The organism is Burkholderia sp. FERM BP-3421 (assembly GCF_028657905.1).
GTDB lineage: Bacteria > Pseudomonadota > Gammaproteobacteria > Burkholderiales > Burkholderiaceae > Burkholderia.
Map to the genome: position 1 here is coordinate 541275 of NZ_CP117782.1, position 13869 is coordinate 555143.

The window sequence follows — 13869 nt, forward strand, 5'->3', positions numbered from 1 at the left end:
CGTAGAGCGTGCCGCATGACGGCGCCCGAGAACCTCGATCTTCTGAGCCCGACCCTCGATCCGGACCTCGCGCATCTGGCCGTCGGCCTGTTCAGCCGGCTCGACCGGCTCGCCGCGCTGCTTGAAGCGGACGCGGACGCGGGCGCGGTGCGCGCGGCGAGCGTCGACTGGCACGGCGCGCATGCGTTCCGCTGGGTGCCGGATCGGCGCGCGCGCGGCGACGCGGGGCGGCTGGTACCGGTACCGGCGCCCGCGCTGATCAGTTTCGACGCGCTCGCGAACATCGAGCGGCAGGTCGCGCTCGTGAGGCAGAACACGCGCCAGTTCGTGCTCGGCCATCCCGCCAACAACGTGCTGCTGACCGGCGCGCGCGGCACCGGCAAGTCCTCGCTCGTGAAGGCCTGCCTGCATGCGTTCGCGGCCCGGGGGCTGCGCCTCGTCGAGGTCGGCAAGGATGGGCTCGATGCGCTGCCGATGCTATTCGAGCTGCTGCGCGGCCGGCCCGAGCGCTTCATCGTGTCGTGCGACGACTTGTCGTTCGAGGCGGGCGAGACCGGCTACAAGGCGCTCAAGACCGTGCTCGACGGCTCGATCGCGGGCGGCGCGCCGAACGTGCTGATCTATGCGACCTCGAATCGGCGTCATCTGGTGCCGGAACAGGCGTCGGACAACGCCGCGCATACGCTCGACGAGCACGGCGAACTGCATCCGGGCGACGCGGTCGAGGAGCGCATCTCGTTGTCGGAGCGTTTCGGGCTGTGGGTGACGTTCTACGGCTTCTCGCAGGACGAATATCTGCGCGTGGTGGACGCCCGATTGCACGCGCAGGGCTATGCGGAGCCCGAACGCGAGGCGGCCCGCCAGCCGGCCCTGCAATGGGCGCTGCAGCGCGGCGCGCGGTCGGGCCGGATCGCAGTGCAGTTCGTGCAGGACTACGTGGGGCGGCGCGCGAGCGACGCCGCCTGAGCGTCAGTCTCGCGGTGTCGCGCGCTCGGCGCGCACGCTGCTGGCGCCTGTTGCTTGTAGTGCGATCCACTCAGCGTCATGCGCGCCGGCCGCGCGGGCTGTGGCCGACGGGCCTGCGCCTGCTGCTACGTCCGCGCCCGATTCGACGCGGCGAGGCGCTCGGCGCTGCGGGCCGGGTACTGCATGCTCAGTGCGATCCACTCAGCGTCATGCGCGCCGGCCGCGCGGGCTGTGGCCGACGGGCCTGCGCCTGCTGCTACGTCCGCGCCCGATTCGACGCGGCGAGGCGCTCAACGCTGCGGGCCGGGTACTGCATGCTCAGTGCGACCCGCTCAGCATCATGCGCGCCGGCCGCGCGGGCTGTGGCCGATGGGCCTGCGCCTGCTGCTACGTCCGCGCCCGATTCGACGCGGCGAGGCGCTCAACGCTGCGGGCCGGGTACTGCATGCTCAGTGCGGCCCGCTCAGCGTCATGCGCGCCGGCCGCGCGGGCTGTGGCCGACGGGCCTGCGCCTGCTGCTACGTCCGCGCCCGATTCGACGCGGCGAGGCACTCGGCGCTGCACGCCGGGTACTGCATGCTCAGTGCGACCTTCCTCAGCGTCATGCGCGCCGGCCGCGCGGGTTACTGCCGGCGGGGGCCTGCGCCTGCTGCTACGCCTGCCCCGGATGCGACGCGGCGAAACACTCGGCGTCGCGCGCTCGGAACGCCATGCTCAGTGCGGCCGGCCGACCCGGCGAGCGCCATGCGCGCTACTGCTGGCTGGTCTGCGCCTGCGCCTGCTGCTGTTGCGCCCACACGGGATTCGACGCGGCGAAGCGGGCGCGGTTGATGTCGATGGTCGTCTGGCTCGGCGGGTAGTCGCCGTCGGTGGTCGGGATCGTGCCGTCGCGATACGCCTGGATCAGCTCGGCGCGCACGTCGGCGCGCGTCTTGCCCGGCTGCATGTCGGATTGCTGGGCGAGTACCGGCGCGGCGGCGCAGGTCAGGACGAGAAGGAGGGTAAGGCGCGAGTGGTTCATGAGGGGCTCCTGGTGGCGGTCCGGATGCGGGGAGAACAGGCGCGGCACGCAGCCGACGCCTCGTGCCGCTTATTCTGGCGAGCAGGGGCTGGGCGCACGCTGACCGGATCATGGCGATTTGGTCAGGATCGCGGCGGCGCGGCGCGAACATGACAAAATTGTCATTCATGCGCCATCTCCGTCAGCGGCGCGACCCTTTACCCTTGCCGGGCTCACCACACGCGGGCCGCCGCGCTCCCTGCCATGCGAATCCTGATCATCGAAGACGAACAGAAAATGTCCGCCTACCTGCGCAAGGGGCTGACCGAGGCGAGCTTCGCCGTCGACACGGCGGCCGACGGCCGCGAAGGCCTGTTTCTCGCGCTGCATGAGGACTTCGACCTCGTCGTGCTCGACCTGATGCTGCCGGAACTGAGCGGCTTCGAGGTGCTGCGCCGTCTGCGTGCGCAGAAGCAGACGCCGGTGCTGCTGCTCACCGCGCGCGATGCGGTCGAGGACAAGGTCGAGGGGTTCGAACTGGGTGCCGACGACTATCTCGCGAAGCCGTTCGCCTACGCGGAGTTCCTCGCGCGGGTGCGCTCGCTGCTGCGCCGCTCGCCGCGCGTCGCGCGCGACCGGCTGACGATCGCCGACCTGGAGGTCGACCTGATCCGACGGCGCGTGCAGCGCGGCGCGACACGCATCGACCTGACCGCGCAGGAATTCGCGCTGCTGCAGTTCTTCGTCGAGCGGCAAGGCGAGGTGCTGACGCGCACGCTGATCACCTCCTGCGTGTGGGACATGAATTTCGACAGCGACACCAATGTCGTCGACGTCGCGGTCAAGCGGCTGCGCGCGAAGCTCGACGCGCCGTTCGAGCGCAAGCTGCTGCATACCATCCGCGGCATGGGCTACGTGCTCGAGGATCGCACGTGAGCCGCGCGGACGGCCGCTACTCGCTGCTGGTCCGGCTCAGCATCGCGTTCGCCGTGCCCGCGTTCGTCGTGTTCGCGGCGATGGGGGCGTTCCTGTACGACTCGCTGTCGACCGAACTGCGGCGGCGCGACGACGTGGAGATCGAGAGCAAGCTGCTGCAGTTCGTGCAGCTCGCGCAGGACGCGGGCTCGATCGAGGCGATCCGCGGCAGCCAGCAGATGTTCCGCGACGTGCTGATGCTGCATCCGGGCGTCTATCTGTCGGTCTGCGATGCGCGCGACGACGCGCTCGTCACCGATATCGGCCCGCGCCTGCCGATCGCGCAGCTGATGCGCGCCGCGCACCGCGACGCGCAGCCGTTCCAGTGCGAACCGGGCGAGGTCGGCGATGCGCGCTGCATCGCGGGCCGCGCGCAGCTGGCGTCCGGCGAGACGGTGCAGGTGGCCGTGGTGCGCGCGGCGAAGGAGCGTCACGCGCTGCTCGCCAGCTACTACAAGACGATCTTCGCGGCGGCCGGGCTCGGCGCATTGTTCGTCGGCCTGCTCGGTCACCTGGTGGTGCGGCGCGCGATGCGGCCGGTCGAGGGCCTCGGTCGGCAGATCGCCCGCATCGAGGCGCACCGGCTCGACGAGCGGCTCGACCTGCGCGACGGCCCGCACGAGCTGCACGAGATCGCGACCGCGGTGAACCGCATGCTGGACCGGCTCGAACGCGCGTTCTCGCGGCTGTCGCGGTTCTCGGCGGAACTCGCGCACGACATGCGCACGCCGCTCGCGAACATGATCAACGCATCGCAGGTCACGCTCGGCCGGCGGCGTTCGGCCGACGAATACGAGGCCCTGATCGGCTCCAATCTCGAGGAGTGCGAGCGTCTCCAGCGGATGACCGAGAACATGCTGTTCCTGGCGCGCACCGACAACGCGACGCAGGCCCTGCATGCCGTGGCGCTCGACGCGGGCGCGGAATTGCGGCGCTTCGCCGCGTATTTTCACGACATGGCGGACGAGGGCGGGCTCGCGATCGTCGCGCAGGGCGAGGCGCCGTTGCACGCCGATCCGCTGCTGTTCCGGCGCGCGCTCAACAACCTGGTCGCGAACGCGCTCCAGCACGCGGCGCCCGGCAGCACGATCGAGCTGCGCGCATTCGCGCGCGGAGCCGGCGTCGACATCTCGGTGGCGAATACGGGCGCGACGATCGCGCCCGAGCATCGCGACAGGATCTTCGAGCGCTTCTACCGCGTCGATGCCTCGCGCCACGGCGCGGCGCAGAACGCGGGACTCGGGCTCGCGATCGTCGCGTCGATCATGACGCTGCATCGCGGCGGCGTCGCGGTGCAAAGCGCCGACGGCCGCACCGTGTTCACGCTGCATTTCCCGCACGCCGCCGCGTGACGGCGGCGCGGGGATTCACAGCCCGGCCGCGGCGGCGACGAGCGTCGCTTCGAGCGCGAGGGTCGAGCGCGCCGCGCCCGCGAGGTGCTCGATCACGTATTCGAGGTCGCCGAGCGCGGGCAGCCCGGCGTCGAGGCGCGCGAGCCCGTCGGGAATCACGTAGCCCGCGAACGCGCTGACGCCGAGCCCCGCGCTCGCCGCCGCGCGCAGGACCGCCACGCTGCTGCTGACGATCGCGATCCGGTACGGCCGCCCGATCGCATCGAGGGTTTCCAGCACGCGGCGGCGCGACACGCTCGGCTCGGGGTGCAGCGCGAGCGGCAGCACCGCCTCGTGGCCGCTCAACGGCGACGCCGCGCCCGCGCACCAGTACAGCGGCTCGGTGCGGATCACCCGGCCGCGGCGGCTGCCCGCCACGCGCTTCGCGAACACCAGATCGTGGCGGCCCTCGTCGAGGGCGTCGAACAGGTCGCCCGACAGGCCGGTCGCGATCGCCAGCTCGACTTCCGGATTGCGCTGCACGAAGCTCGCGAGCGCGGCCGTGAGGTGCGAGGACGCGAAATCCTCCGACATCCCGAGCCGCACCTTGCCCGACAGCGGCGGCCCGCAGACCGAGGTGATCGCCTCGTCCATCAGGTCGAGGATGCGCGCCGCATAGTGGTGCAGGGCCTCGCCCGCGGGCGCGAGCCGGACATTGCGGGTGTCGCGCTCGAACAGCGGCCGGTCGAGCAGCTCTTCCAGCCGGCGGATGTGCTGGCTGACGGTCGATTGCGACAGGTTCACGCGCTCGGACGCGGCGGTGAAACTGCCGGTCCGGGCGACGGCGACGAAGCTGCGCAGCAGCTCGGGCGGTAACGGACGCATTGCTAAACCCACTGAATCGGTTTCCACAACTTCATAAATGGCCGGATGCGGCGGCGCTAGTATCGCTTCACGCACCACGGCCGCCCGCGACGGGACGGACCGCGGGCGCGGGGCCGCGCGGCGCGCCGGCCGCCAGCAGGCAGTCTACGGCATCCGGGCGCAGACCCGCATCCCGACGACCCGCCGGCGGTCCGGCCCCGCGCGCGCCGGCCAGGCTGACAACAAGCCGACATGGAGACAGGAGACGACCGATGATCATCTACGGAACCGCATTGCTTGCGTTTTGCCATCTCGCCGGGCTGTTCCTCGGCGACCTGCTGGGCGTCGCGCTCGGCGTGAAGACCAACGTCGGCGGGGTCGGCATCGCGATGCTGCTGCTGATCGTGCTGCGCATCGCGCTGCACCGCCGGGGCTGGCTGCCGAAGGAAACCGAGGCGGGCGTCGGGTTCTGGGGCGCGATGTACATCCCGGTCGTCGTCGCGATGGCCGCGAACCAGAACGTCGTCGCCGCGCTGAAGGGCGGCCCCGTCGCGCTCCTCGCCGCGCTCGGCGCGGTCGCGATCTGCGCATGCTGCATCGCGGTACTCGCGCGCACCGGCCGCGACGACACGGCGTTCGACGCCGCACCGTCCGCCGGCGAACAGTGAAGGAGGCCGCCATGTTGCAGATGCTCGAAAAAGTCGTCGCCCAGAACGGGCTCGTCGCGTCGTTCGCGCTCGTCGGCCTGATCATGTGGCTGTCGTCGATCGCGTCGCGCAAGCTCACCTTCGGCCGCGTGCACGGCTCCGCGATCGCGATCCTGGCCGGCCTCGCGCTCGCCTATGCCGGCGGCGCGCTCACCGGCGGCCAGAAGGGCATCGCCGACGTGCGGCTGTTCGCCGGCGTCGGGCTGATGGGCGGCGCGATGCTGCGCGACTTCGCGATCGTCGCGACCGCGTTCGAGGTGCAGCCGGCCGAGGCGCGCAAGGCCGGCCTCGTCGGCGTGCTCGCGCTGCTGCTCGGCACGGTGCTGCCGTTCATCGTCGGCGCGTGCATCGCGCGCGCGTTCGGCTATACCGACGCGGTCAGCATGACGACCATCGGCGCGGGCGCGGTCACCTACATCGTCGGGCCGGTCACGGGCGCGGCGATCGGCGCGGGGTCCGACGTGATCGCGCTCAGCATCGCGACGGGGCTCGTGAAGGCGATCATCGTCATGGTCGGCACGCCGCTCGCGGCCGGCTTCATGGGCCTCAGGACGCCGCGCTCCGCGATGATCTTCGGCGGGCTGGCCGGCACCGTGAGCGGCGTGAGCGCGGGGCTCGCCGCGACCGATCGGCGGCTCGTGCCGTATGGGGCGCTGGTCGCGACCTTCCATACCGGGGTAGGCTGCCTGCTCGGGCCGTCGCTGTTGTTCTTCGCGACGCGGGCGCTGGTCGGCGGGTAGGTGTTGAGTCGGGGCGGTCGCGCGGGCAGCGGGTCGAGGCGGCTGCCCACTCAGGTTATTTGGGCGGATCGCCCGCGTCGGCCGGGCCGTGTGGGCGCGGGTGCCCGATTGGTCCGTCGCCCATGTTCTTCGCGACGCGCGTTGGTCGGCCGTAGGCGTCGGTTCGAGGCAGTCACGCGGGCAGGCTGCTCGTGACGGCTGCCTGCGCAGGTCATTTGCGCGGTTCATCCGCATCGGCCGGGCCGTGCGCAGGCTACGGCGCGTAGCCGGTGATTCAGGGCAGTCGTGCAAACAGGCCGGCCCGTGGCGGGCTTCATGAGCGGATCATCCAAGCGGATCATGCACATCGGCCAGTTCGCGCGGATTGTCCACGCCGCCGCCCCGCGCGAGCGCGTCGGCGCGCCCCGGCCACACCCATCGCGGCCGCCTCTGAGTCGCATTCGGCAACGTCATCAATCGGCGGCGTCGCCCGGCTTAGAATGCCGCAGGACCATCGAAGCGGGAGAACGGTATGACAGGATGGAATCACGCGCGGCAGGCGCGCGATGCACGCCTCGCCGCGGGCGCGCCGCTCGCGCAGGGCAAGCGGGTCGCGGCGCGCGATGCGGTCGCGCTGCTCGAAGCCGTGCTTCGGCCGGGCGACCGCGTCTGCCTGGAGGGCGACAACCAGAAGCAGGCGGACCTGCTCGCGAGCGCGCTCGCGGACGTCGACAGCGCGACGATCCACGACCTGCACATGGTGCAGTCCGGCATCGTGCTGCCCGAGCATCTCGACGTGTTCGAGCGCGGGATCGCGTCGCGGCTCGACTACGCGTACTCGGGGCCGCAGTCGCAGCGGATCGCGAAGCTGCTGTTCGGCGGCAAGATCCGGCTCGGCGCGGTGCATACCTATCTCGAACTGTTCGCGCGCTACTTCATCGACCTGACGCCGCAGGTCGCGCTGATCGCCGCCGTCAGCGCGGACCGCGACGGCAACCTGTACACGGGGCCCAACACCGAGGACACCCCGACCGTCGTCGAGGCCACCGCGTTCAAGGACGGCATCGTGATCGCGCAGGTCGACCGGATCGTCGAGCGCGTGCCGCGCGTCGACATCCCGGGGGATCGCGTGCACTTCGTCGTCGAGGCGGGGCGGCCGTTCTACGTCGAACCGCTGTTCACGCGCGATCCCGCGGCGATCACCGAGACCCAGATCCTGACCGCGATGCTCGCGCTCAAGGGGATCTACGCGCCGTACGGCGTGCGCCGGCTCAATCACGGCATCGGCTTCAACACCGCCGCGATCGAGCTGCTGCTGCCCACCTACGGCGAACGGCTCGGGCTCAAGGGCAAGGTCGGCACTCACTGGGCGCTGAACCCGCATCCGACGCTGATCCCGGCGATCGAATCGGGCTGGGTCGAGCGGATCCACTGCTTCGGCTCGGAGGTCGGCATGGACGACTACATCCGCGCGCGCTCCGACATCTATTTCACCGGGGCCGACGGCTCGCTGCGCTCGAATCGCGCGTTCTGCCAGACGGCGGGGCTGTATGCGTGCGACATGTTCATCGGCTCGACGCTGCAGATCGATCTCGCGGGCCATTCGTCGACCGTCACGACCGAGCGCATCGCCGGGTTCGGCGGCGCGCCGAACATGGGCAGCGACGCGCGCGGCCGCCGCCATCCGAGCGAGCCCTGGCTCAAGGCGGGCGAGGAGGCCGATCCCGCCACGCCCGCCGCGTTGCGGCGCGGCCGCAAGCTCGTCGTGCAGATCGGCGAGACCTTCGGCGACAAGAACGTGCCGATGTTCGTCGAGCAGCTCGACGCGCTGCGCCTCGCCGACAAGCTCGATCTCGGCCTCGCGCCGATCATGGTCTACGGCGACGACGTCACCCACATCGTGACCGAGGAAGGGATCGCCAACCTGCTGCTGTGCCGCGACGCGGACGAGCGCGAGCAGGCGATCCGCGGCGTCGCGGGCTATACCGAGATCGGCCGCGGCCGCGACCGCCGGCTCGTCGAGCGGCTGCGCGAGCGCGGCGTGATCCGCCGGCCGGAAGACCTCGACATCGATCCGCTCGACGCCGATCGCCGCCTGCTCGCCGCGCGCTCGATCAAGGATCTCGTGCACTGGTCCGGCGGTCTCTATGCGCCGCCGTCACGGTTCCGCAACTGGTAAGGAGACGATTGCGATGGAACAGCTCAATTACCGCTTCACCGCGCGAGACCGCGCGCGAGGCGATGGGGCGTCGGCGCTCGTCGGCGTCGTCGCGTCCGGCAACCTCGAAGTGCTGGTCGAGCGCGTACTGCCCGACACCGAATGCGAGATCGACATCCAGACCGCGGCGGTCGGCTTCGGCGCGGTGTGGGAGGCCGTGGTCGCCGATTTCGTCGAGCGGCGCTCGCCGGGCGGGCTGCGGCTGTCGGTCAACGACGGCGGCGCGCGGCCCGACATGGTGTCGCTGCGGCTCGCGCAGGCGGTGCGCGCACTCGAAGGGGGCGCGTCATGAGCCTGGGCACGAACCGCGCCGTCGCGCCGGCGGCGGGCGCCAGCTGGTATGAGGCCTCGGCGCGGCAGCGGCTCGACGGCCTGCTCGACGCCGGCTCGTTCGTCGAGTTCATCGGCCCGGCCGAGCGCTGCATGAGCCCGCATCTGCCGCTGTTCGACCTGCCCCGGCAGTTCGACGACGGCATGATCGTCGGGCGCGGCGCGTTGGCCGGGCAGGTCGTGCTGGTCGCCGCGCAGGAAGGGCGCTTCATGGGCGGCGCGTTCGGCGAGGTGCACGGCGCGAAGCTGACCGGGCTGCTGCGCGCGGCGCGCGAACTGCGCACGCTGCCGGTGCTGATCCTGTTCGATACGGGGGGCGTGCGCCTGCAGGAGGCCAACGCGGGCGAGATGGCGATCGCCGAGATCATGCGCGCGCTGCTCGATGCGCGCGCGGACGGGGTGCCGGTGATCGGCCTCGTCGGCGGGCGCGCCGGCTGCTACGGCGGCGGTGGGCTGCTGGCCGCGTGCTGCGGCGCGCTGGCGGTGTCCGAGCAGGGCCGCATCGGCGTCTCCGGGCCGGAGGTGATCGAGACCAATCGGGGCGTCGACGAATTCGACGCGAAGGACCGCGCGCTGATCTGGCGGACCATGGGCGGCAAGCACCGGCGGCTGACCGGGGCGGCGGCGCGTTTCGTCGACGATACGGTCGACAGCTTTCGCGAAGCGGCGCAGGCGCTGCTCGGGGCGGCGCAGGCGCTCGATCTCGGCGCGCTCGAGGCCGAACAGGCGCGGCTCGCGGCGCGGTTCGCGCGGTTCGGCGCGTGCGCGGACGCGCTCGACCTCTGGCGCGCGCTCGGCGCGCCGGATCCGGCGGCGATTCCCGCGCTGCCTTATGGCGACTTCGTCGCGTTGACCGAAGCTCTGGAGGAGGCGCGCGATGACGCTCGATGAGGTGTTGGGTTCGATGTTCCCGGCCGGGCACGAGGTGCGCGAGCAGGATGGTTTGCTCGACGGGCGCGGCCGCTTGCCGGGCGGGCCGGTCGAGGTGATCGGCGTGGCCGGGCGGCGCGCACTCGGCGCCGACGACGCGCTGCGGCTGGCCGCGCAGGTGCTGGCGCTGATCCGGCAAGGCGGCGATGCGCCGCTCGTCGTGCTGATCGACAGCGACAGCCAGCGCATGAGCAAGCGCGACGAGCTGCTCGGCCTGAACGAATGCCTCGCGCATCTCGCGAAGTGCGTGATGCAGGCGGACCGGGCCGGGCATCGGACGCTCGGCCTGTTGTACGGGCATACGGCGGCGGGCGCGTTCATCGCGACCGCGCTCGCGACCCGCGCGCTCGTCGCGTTGCCGGGCGCGGAGCCGGCGGTGATGGATCTGCCGTCGATGTCGCGGGTCACGAAGCTGCCGCTCGACGTGCTGCAACAGATGGCGCGCACGACCGCCGTGTTCGCGCCCGGCCTCGACAATCTCGCGAAGATGGGCGCGGTCGATGCGGTGCTCGATCCGGCGCGCTCGCTGGGCGAACAGATCGGTGCGTGGCTCGCGCAGCCGTCCGACCGGGTCGACCGGCGCGACCAGGCGGGCCTCGCGCGCGGCGGCCGGCCGCTGGCCGCCGAGGTCGCGCGGCGGGTGTATGAACGCGCGCTCGCCACGCGCTGACGCGCGCCCGGTGCGGCACGCGCTGGCGCGCATCGCGCCGGACGCGTGGCCGGCGCTCGTCGCCGCGCATGGGCTCGGCGACGTGCCGCTCGTATGCGCGTGGGCCGCGCGCGGCTGGCCGCTGATCGTGCGGCGGCCCGCGCCGGGCGAAACGGGCATCGCGCTCGGCCTGCCGCTGCCGCCGTCGGCGGGCAAGCGTCGCATCGCGCTGAGCGTGCCGCCGGAGCGGATTGCCGCATATGCGTCGCTGCCCGGGCTCGATGAGGCGGCGGGCCGGGCGCCGGCCGCGTGGCGCGCATGCCTGCGCGACGTGAGCGTGCTTGCGGCGCGGCATCGGGTGTCGTGCCGCGTGTTCGGCGCGCTCGCGTGGCAGACGCTGACCGGCCTCGCGTACCTGCATGCCGGCTCCGATCTCGACCTGTTGTTCGACGTGCCGGCCGACACTCGCGCGCTCGACGCATTGCTCGACGGGCTGGCGACGCTGGCGGAACAAGCGCCGATGCGCATCGACGGCGAACTGGTGCGCGACGACGGCGCGGGCGTGAACTGGCGCGAACTGCACGCGGGCGGCGAGGTGGCGATGAAGACGGCAACCGACGTCGTGCTGTGCGCGCCCGGCGCGTTTCTGGCGGGGCGATGAGCGCGCCGGCCCGGGTGTGCGCGCGGTCTCCGAGCGAGCGGGAGGCGGCCGCCGATCGGTTCGCGGCGCTGGCCGAGCGCAGCCTGGTGCTCGAGGTCGACACGTGGCCGAAACCGGGGCTCGTCAGCCATGTCGACGCGGGCAGTCATGCGGATATGGACGCCGGCACGTTTCGCCGCAGCGCGGCTGCGTTGCGGCCGTTCTTCGCGGCGCTGGCGCGCGCGGGCGCCGCCGGCGCGGGCATGACGACGCTGCGCGCGCTGGGGCTGCGGGCCGAACAGGCGATGCTCGCCGCGACGGGCGGCGTGAACACGCATCGCGGCGCGATCTTCGGGCTCGGGCTATTGTGCGCGGCGGCGGGGTGGCGCGCGGCCGCGCCGGACGAGCGGAGGGCGACGCTGGGCGTCGTCGTGGTGCGCCGCTGGGGCGCGGAGATCCTGGGCGGACCGCGGCCGTGCGACAGCCACGGCGAACAGGCGGTCCGGCGGTATGGCGTCGGTGGCGCGCGCAGGCAGGCGGCCGACGGATTCCCGGAGGTGTACGGGATCGGCGTGCCCGCGCTTGCCGAAGGCGCGCGCGTCGCGCCCGGCGATGCCGAGGCGGCGCGCGTGCAGGCGTGTTTCGCGCTGATCGCGGTGCTGGACGATACGAATCTGCTGCATCGGGGCGGCGTGGCCGGCCTGCGATTCGCGCAGCGCGCGGCGCGGGATTTTCTTGCGCACGGCGGCGTGGGCGCGCATGACTGGCGTGCGCGGGCGGCGGCGCTGCACCGCGCGTTTGTCGCGCGGCGCTTGAGTCCGGGCGGCGCGGCGGATCTGCTGGCGATGAGCGTGTTCGTCGCGGCGCTCGACACGGAGGGCGACGCATGACGATTGCGATTCTGTGCTCCGGGCAGGGCGGGCAGCACGATGCGATGTTCGCGCTCACGGGAGCGTTGCCCGAGGCGGCGGGCCTGTTCGAACAGGCCGCGGGCCTGCTCGGTGCGGACCCGCGCGAGTGGGTGCGCGTGACGAGGCCCGATGCGTGGCGGGAGAACCGGGCGGCTCAGGTGTTGTGCACGGTGCATGCGCTGGCCGCGATGACGCGGCTCGAGGCGTGGCTGCCGCGGCGGCGCTGCGTGGCCGGCTATAGCGTCGGCGAGGTGGCCGCGTGGTGCGCGGCGGGCTGCATCGAGGCGGCGGCCGCGCTCGATCTCGTCGCGCGGCGCGCGGACGCGATGGATGCCGCCAGCGGCGACGACGAGGGCATGCTGTTCGTGCGCGGGCTGGCGCGGCCTGTGCTCGCGGCACTGTGCGCGGGGCGCGACGCGGCGCTTGCAATCGCGAATCCGGGCGATGCGTGCGTGCTGGCGGGTGCGCGCGCCGCGCTCGCGATGATTGCGGAAGACGCGCGGCGCGCGGGCGCGGTGCGGATCACGCCCGTCGACGTGAGGGTGGCGTCGCATACGAAGCGGCTGGCGGGCGCGGTGCCGGTGTTTCGTGCCGCGCTGGCCGCGGTGCCGGCGGTGCGGCGCCCCGCGTCCGGGGTGAGGCTGTTCAGCGGAATCGACGGCGCGCCGGTGCTCGATCCGGCTGATGGGCTCGACAAGCTCGCGCGCCAGCTGGCCGAACCGGTCGAATGGGCCGCGTGCCTCGACGCATGCGTCGAGGCGGGGGCGCGGGCTTTCCTGGAACTGGGGCCGGGCCGCGCGCTGGCGGAGATGGCGTCCGGTGCGTATCCGGCGTTGCCCGCCCGCAGTCTCGCGGATTTCCGGTCGTGGGACGGCGTGAATGCGTGGCTCGGGCGGATCGGCCCGGCGTGATGCGCGCGGCGTGACGCCGCGATGGTGCTTGCAAGTGACGCGGGCGTCGTTACAATGGCCGACCCATGAAATATCCCGCCTGTTTCCGCTGTCTGGGGCTCGCGCTTGTCGTCGCGTGGCCCGTTTCTGCTTATGCTGCCTGTCCTCCTTCGCGCATCGACGCGATCGGCGCGTACTTCGCTTCCACCCATGACGATGCCGGCTTGTCGCTCGCCCTGATCGAGCAGGCGCGCGAGCGCGTGCTGGTGGCCGGATATCCGGCGCTGCCACCCGCGCTCGCGCGTGCGCTGGCGGACGCGCGGCGGCGCGGCGTCGACGTCCATGTCGTGCTCGACCGGTCGCGCGCGCCGTGGCGATACAGCGGCGCGACGGCACTGGCGCTTGCAGGCGTCGACGTTGCCGCGTTGCGTGCGCGCATGCCGGCGGCCGGCCGTTTTGTCGTCGCCGACGACGCGGTCGCGCTGGGTGCGGCCGGGTATCGGGCGACGGAAGATGGTCACGAGACGGGCGGCTTCAATCTGTTCCGCCACGCGCCGGAACTGGCCCGCGCGTATGCCGGGGAGTTCTGGCGTCTGCGGAGCGAGTCCGCGCGGCATTGAACGACGGGATCAGCGGTCTGCCGGGCCGGTGGGGCCGGCGGACCTGATCCGGCCCGGCCCGTCCGCCGCAGCGGCGGGGTTGGCCGGGTTGCCGCCGCTGGCTGCGCGGCTTCAGCGCG

Annotated in this window: 15 protein-coding genes; 13 read left to right on the forward strand and 2 right to left on the reverse strand. The window is 72.4% G+C overall.

The features are described from left to right. Positions 1–15 precede the first annotated feature (15 nt). On the forward strand, positions 16–966 hold the full coding sequence (locus Bsp3421_RS18625; protein ID WP_274002301.1) for an ATP-binding protein: 951 nt from the start codon (positions 16–18) through the stop codon (positions 964–966). A 751-nt stretch (positions 967–1717) separates the two neighbouring features. Here Bsp3421_RS18625 and Bsp3421_RS18630 read toward each other — a convergent pair. After that, positions 1718–1987: a DUF4148 domain-containing protein gene (locus Bsp3421_RS18630; RefSeq protein WP_274002302.1), complete on the reverse strand. Its 270-nt coding sequence runs from the start codon at positions 1985–1987 to the stop codon at positions 1718–1720. Positions 1988–2230: 243 nt separating this feature from the next. Between Bsp3421_RS18630 and Bsp3421_RS18635 the strand changes: the two genes are divergently transcribed. Next, complete coding sequence (locus Bsp3421_RS18635; protein WP_274002303.1) at positions 2231–2902, forward strand: heavy metal response regulator transcription factor; 672 nt, start codon at positions 2231–2233, stop codon at positions 2900–2902. Next, a complete protein-coding gene (locus Bsp3421_RS18640) occupies positions 2899–4293 on the forward strand; it encodes a heavy metal sensor histidine kinase (protein ID WP_274002304.1) in 1395 nt (464 codons plus the stop codon). Before Bsp3421_RS18635 ends, Bsp3421_RS18640 begins: the two co-directional genes overlap by 4 nt. A 15-nt stretch (positions 4294–4308) precedes the next feature. Here the strand turns inward: Bsp3421_RS18640 and Bsp3421_RS18645 are convergent, their stop codons facing one another. Beyond that, positions 4309–5169, reverse strand: coding sequence for a LysR family transcriptional regulator (locus tag Bsp3421_RS18645; protein ID WP_274002305.1), 861 nt, complete (start codon positions 5167–5169; stop codon positions 4309–4311). Positions 5170–5408: 239 nt separating this feature from the next. Between Bsp3421_RS18645 and madL the strand changes: the two genes are divergently transcribed. From madL to Bsp3421_RS18695, 10 genes are all read left to right on the forward strand, one after another. Further along, a complete protein-coding gene (madL, locus tag Bsp3421_RS18650; RefSeq protein ID WP_274002306.1) occupies positions 5409–5804 on the forward strand; it encodes a malonate transporter subunit MadL in 396 nt (131 codons plus the stop codon). Positions 5805–5815: 11 nt separating this feature from the next. After that, positions 5816–6583, forward strand: coding sequence for a malonate transporter subunit MadM (gene madM, locus Bsp3421_RS18655; protein WP_274002308.1), 768 nt, complete (start codon positions 5816–5818; stop codon positions 6581–6583). A 511-nt stretch (positions 6584–7094) separates the two neighbouring features. After that, the gene (mdcA, locus tag Bsp3421_RS18660) at positions 7095–8741 is read left to right on the forward strand and encodes a malonate decarboxylase subunit alpha (protein WP_274002309.1); all 1647 of its coding nucleotides are present in this window, start codon (positions 7095–7097) and stop codon (positions 8739–8741) included. 13 nt (positions 8742–8754) lie between these two features. Continuing rightward, a complete protein-coding gene (gene mdcC, locus Bsp3421_RS18665; protein WP_274002311.1) occupies positions 8755–9072 on the forward strand; it encodes a malonate decarboxylase acyl carrier protein in 318 nt (105 codons plus the stop codon). Further along, complete coding sequence (locus Bsp3421_RS18670; RefSeq protein WP_274002313.1) at positions 9069–10001, forward strand: biotin-independent malonate decarboxylase subunit beta; 933 nt, start codon at positions 9069–9071, stop codon at positions 9999–10001. Before mdcC ends, Bsp3421_RS18670 begins: the two co-directional genes overlap by 4 nt. Beyond that, positions 9988–10710, forward strand: a complete 723-nt coding sequence (gene mdcE, locus Bsp3421_RS18675) for a biotin-independent malonate decarboxylase subunit gamma (RefSeq protein WP_274002315.1) — start codon at positions 9988–9990, stop codon at positions 10708–10710. The genes Bsp3421_RS18670 and mdcE overlap by 14 nt, the downstream gene beginning before the upstream one ends. Next, positions 10685–11350, forward strand: coding sequence for a malonate decarboxylase holo-[acyl-carrier-protein] synthase (gene mdcG, locus Bsp3421_RS18680; RefSeq protein WP_443111564.1), 666 nt, complete (start codon positions 10685–10687; stop codon positions 11348–11350). The genes mdcE and mdcG overlap by 26 nt, the downstream gene beginning before the upstream one ends. Then, positions 11347–12219: a triphosphoribosyl-dephospho-CoA synthase MdcB gene (mdcB, locus tag Bsp3421_RS18685; RefSeq protein ID WP_274002318.1), complete on the forward strand. Its 873-nt coding sequence runs from the start codon at positions 11347–11349 to the stop codon at positions 12217–12219. Before mdcG ends, mdcB begins: the two co-directional genes overlap by 4 nt. Continuing rightward, complete coding sequence (gene mdcH / locus Bsp3421_RS18690) at positions 12216–13151, forward strand: malonate decarboxylase subunit epsilon (protein WP_274002319.1); 936 nt, start codon at positions 12216–12218, stop codon at positions 13149–13151. The genes mdcB and mdcH overlap by 4 nt, the downstream gene beginning before the upstream one ends. Before the next feature lie 65 nt (positions 13152–13216). Continuing rightward, positions 13217–13750 carry a hypothetical protein gene (locus Bsp3421_RS18695; protein WP_274002320.1) on the forward strand — a complete coding sequence of 178 codons (534 nt, stop codon included), beginning with the start codon at positions 13217–13219 and terminating at the stop codon, positions 13748–13750. The last annotated feature ends 119 nt before the right edge of the window (positions 13751–13869 follow it).

Excerpts from the sequence above, each read along its gene's own strand:
- Bsp3421_RS18625 (WP_274002301.1), top strand. The coding sequence starts at position 16 with ATGACGGCGCCCGAGAACCTCGATCTTCTGAGCCCGACCCTCGATCCG.
- Bsp3421_RS18630 (WP_274002302.1), bottom strand. The coding sequence starts at position 1,987 with ATGAACCACTCGCGCCTTACCCTCCTTCTCGTCCTGACCTGCGCCGCC.
- Bsp3421_RS18635 (WP_274002303.1), top strand. The coding sequence starts at position 2,231 with ATGCGAATCCTGATCATCGAAGACGAACAGAAAATGTCCGCCTACCTG.
- madL (WP_274002306.1), top strand. The coding sequence starts at position 5,409 with ATGATCATCTACGGAACCGCATTGCTTGCGTTTTGCCATCTCGCCGGG.
- madM (WP_274002308.1), top strand. The coding sequence starts at position 5,816 with ATGTTGCAGATGCTCGAAAAAGTCGTCGCCCAGAACGGGCTCGTCGCG.
- mdcA (WP_274002309.1), top strand. The coding sequence starts at position 7,095 with ATGACAGGATGGAATCACGCGCGGCAGGCGCGCGATGCACGCCTCGCC.
- mdcC (WP_274002311.1), top strand. The coding sequence starts at position 8,755 with ATGGAACAGCTCAATTACCGCTTCACCGCGCGAGACCGCGCGCGAGGC.
- Bsp3421_RS18670 (WP_274002313.1), top strand. The coding sequence starts at position 9,069 with ATGAGCCTGGGCACGAACCGCGCCGTCGCGCCGGCGGCGGGCGCCAGC.
- mdcE (WP_274002315.1), top strand. The coding sequence starts at position 9,988 with ATGACGCTCGATGAGGTGTTGGGTTCGATGTTCCCGGCCGGGCACGAG.
- mdcG (WP_443111564.1), top strand. The coding sequence starts at position 10,685 with ATGAACGCGCGCTCGCCACGCGCTGACGCGCGCCCGGTGCGGCACGCG.
- mdcB (WP_274002318.1), top strand. The coding sequence starts at position 11,347 with ATGAGCGCGCCGGCCCGGGTGTGCGCGCGGTCTCCGAGCGAGCGGGAG.
- mdcH (WP_274002319.1), top strand. The coding sequence starts at position 12,216 with ATGACGATTGCGATTCTGTGCTCCGGGCAGGGCGGGCAGCACGATGCG.
- Bsp3421_RS18695 (WP_274002320.1), top strand. The coding sequence starts at position 13,217 with ATGAAATATCCCGCCTGTTTCCGCTGTCTGGGGCTCGCGCTTGTCGTC.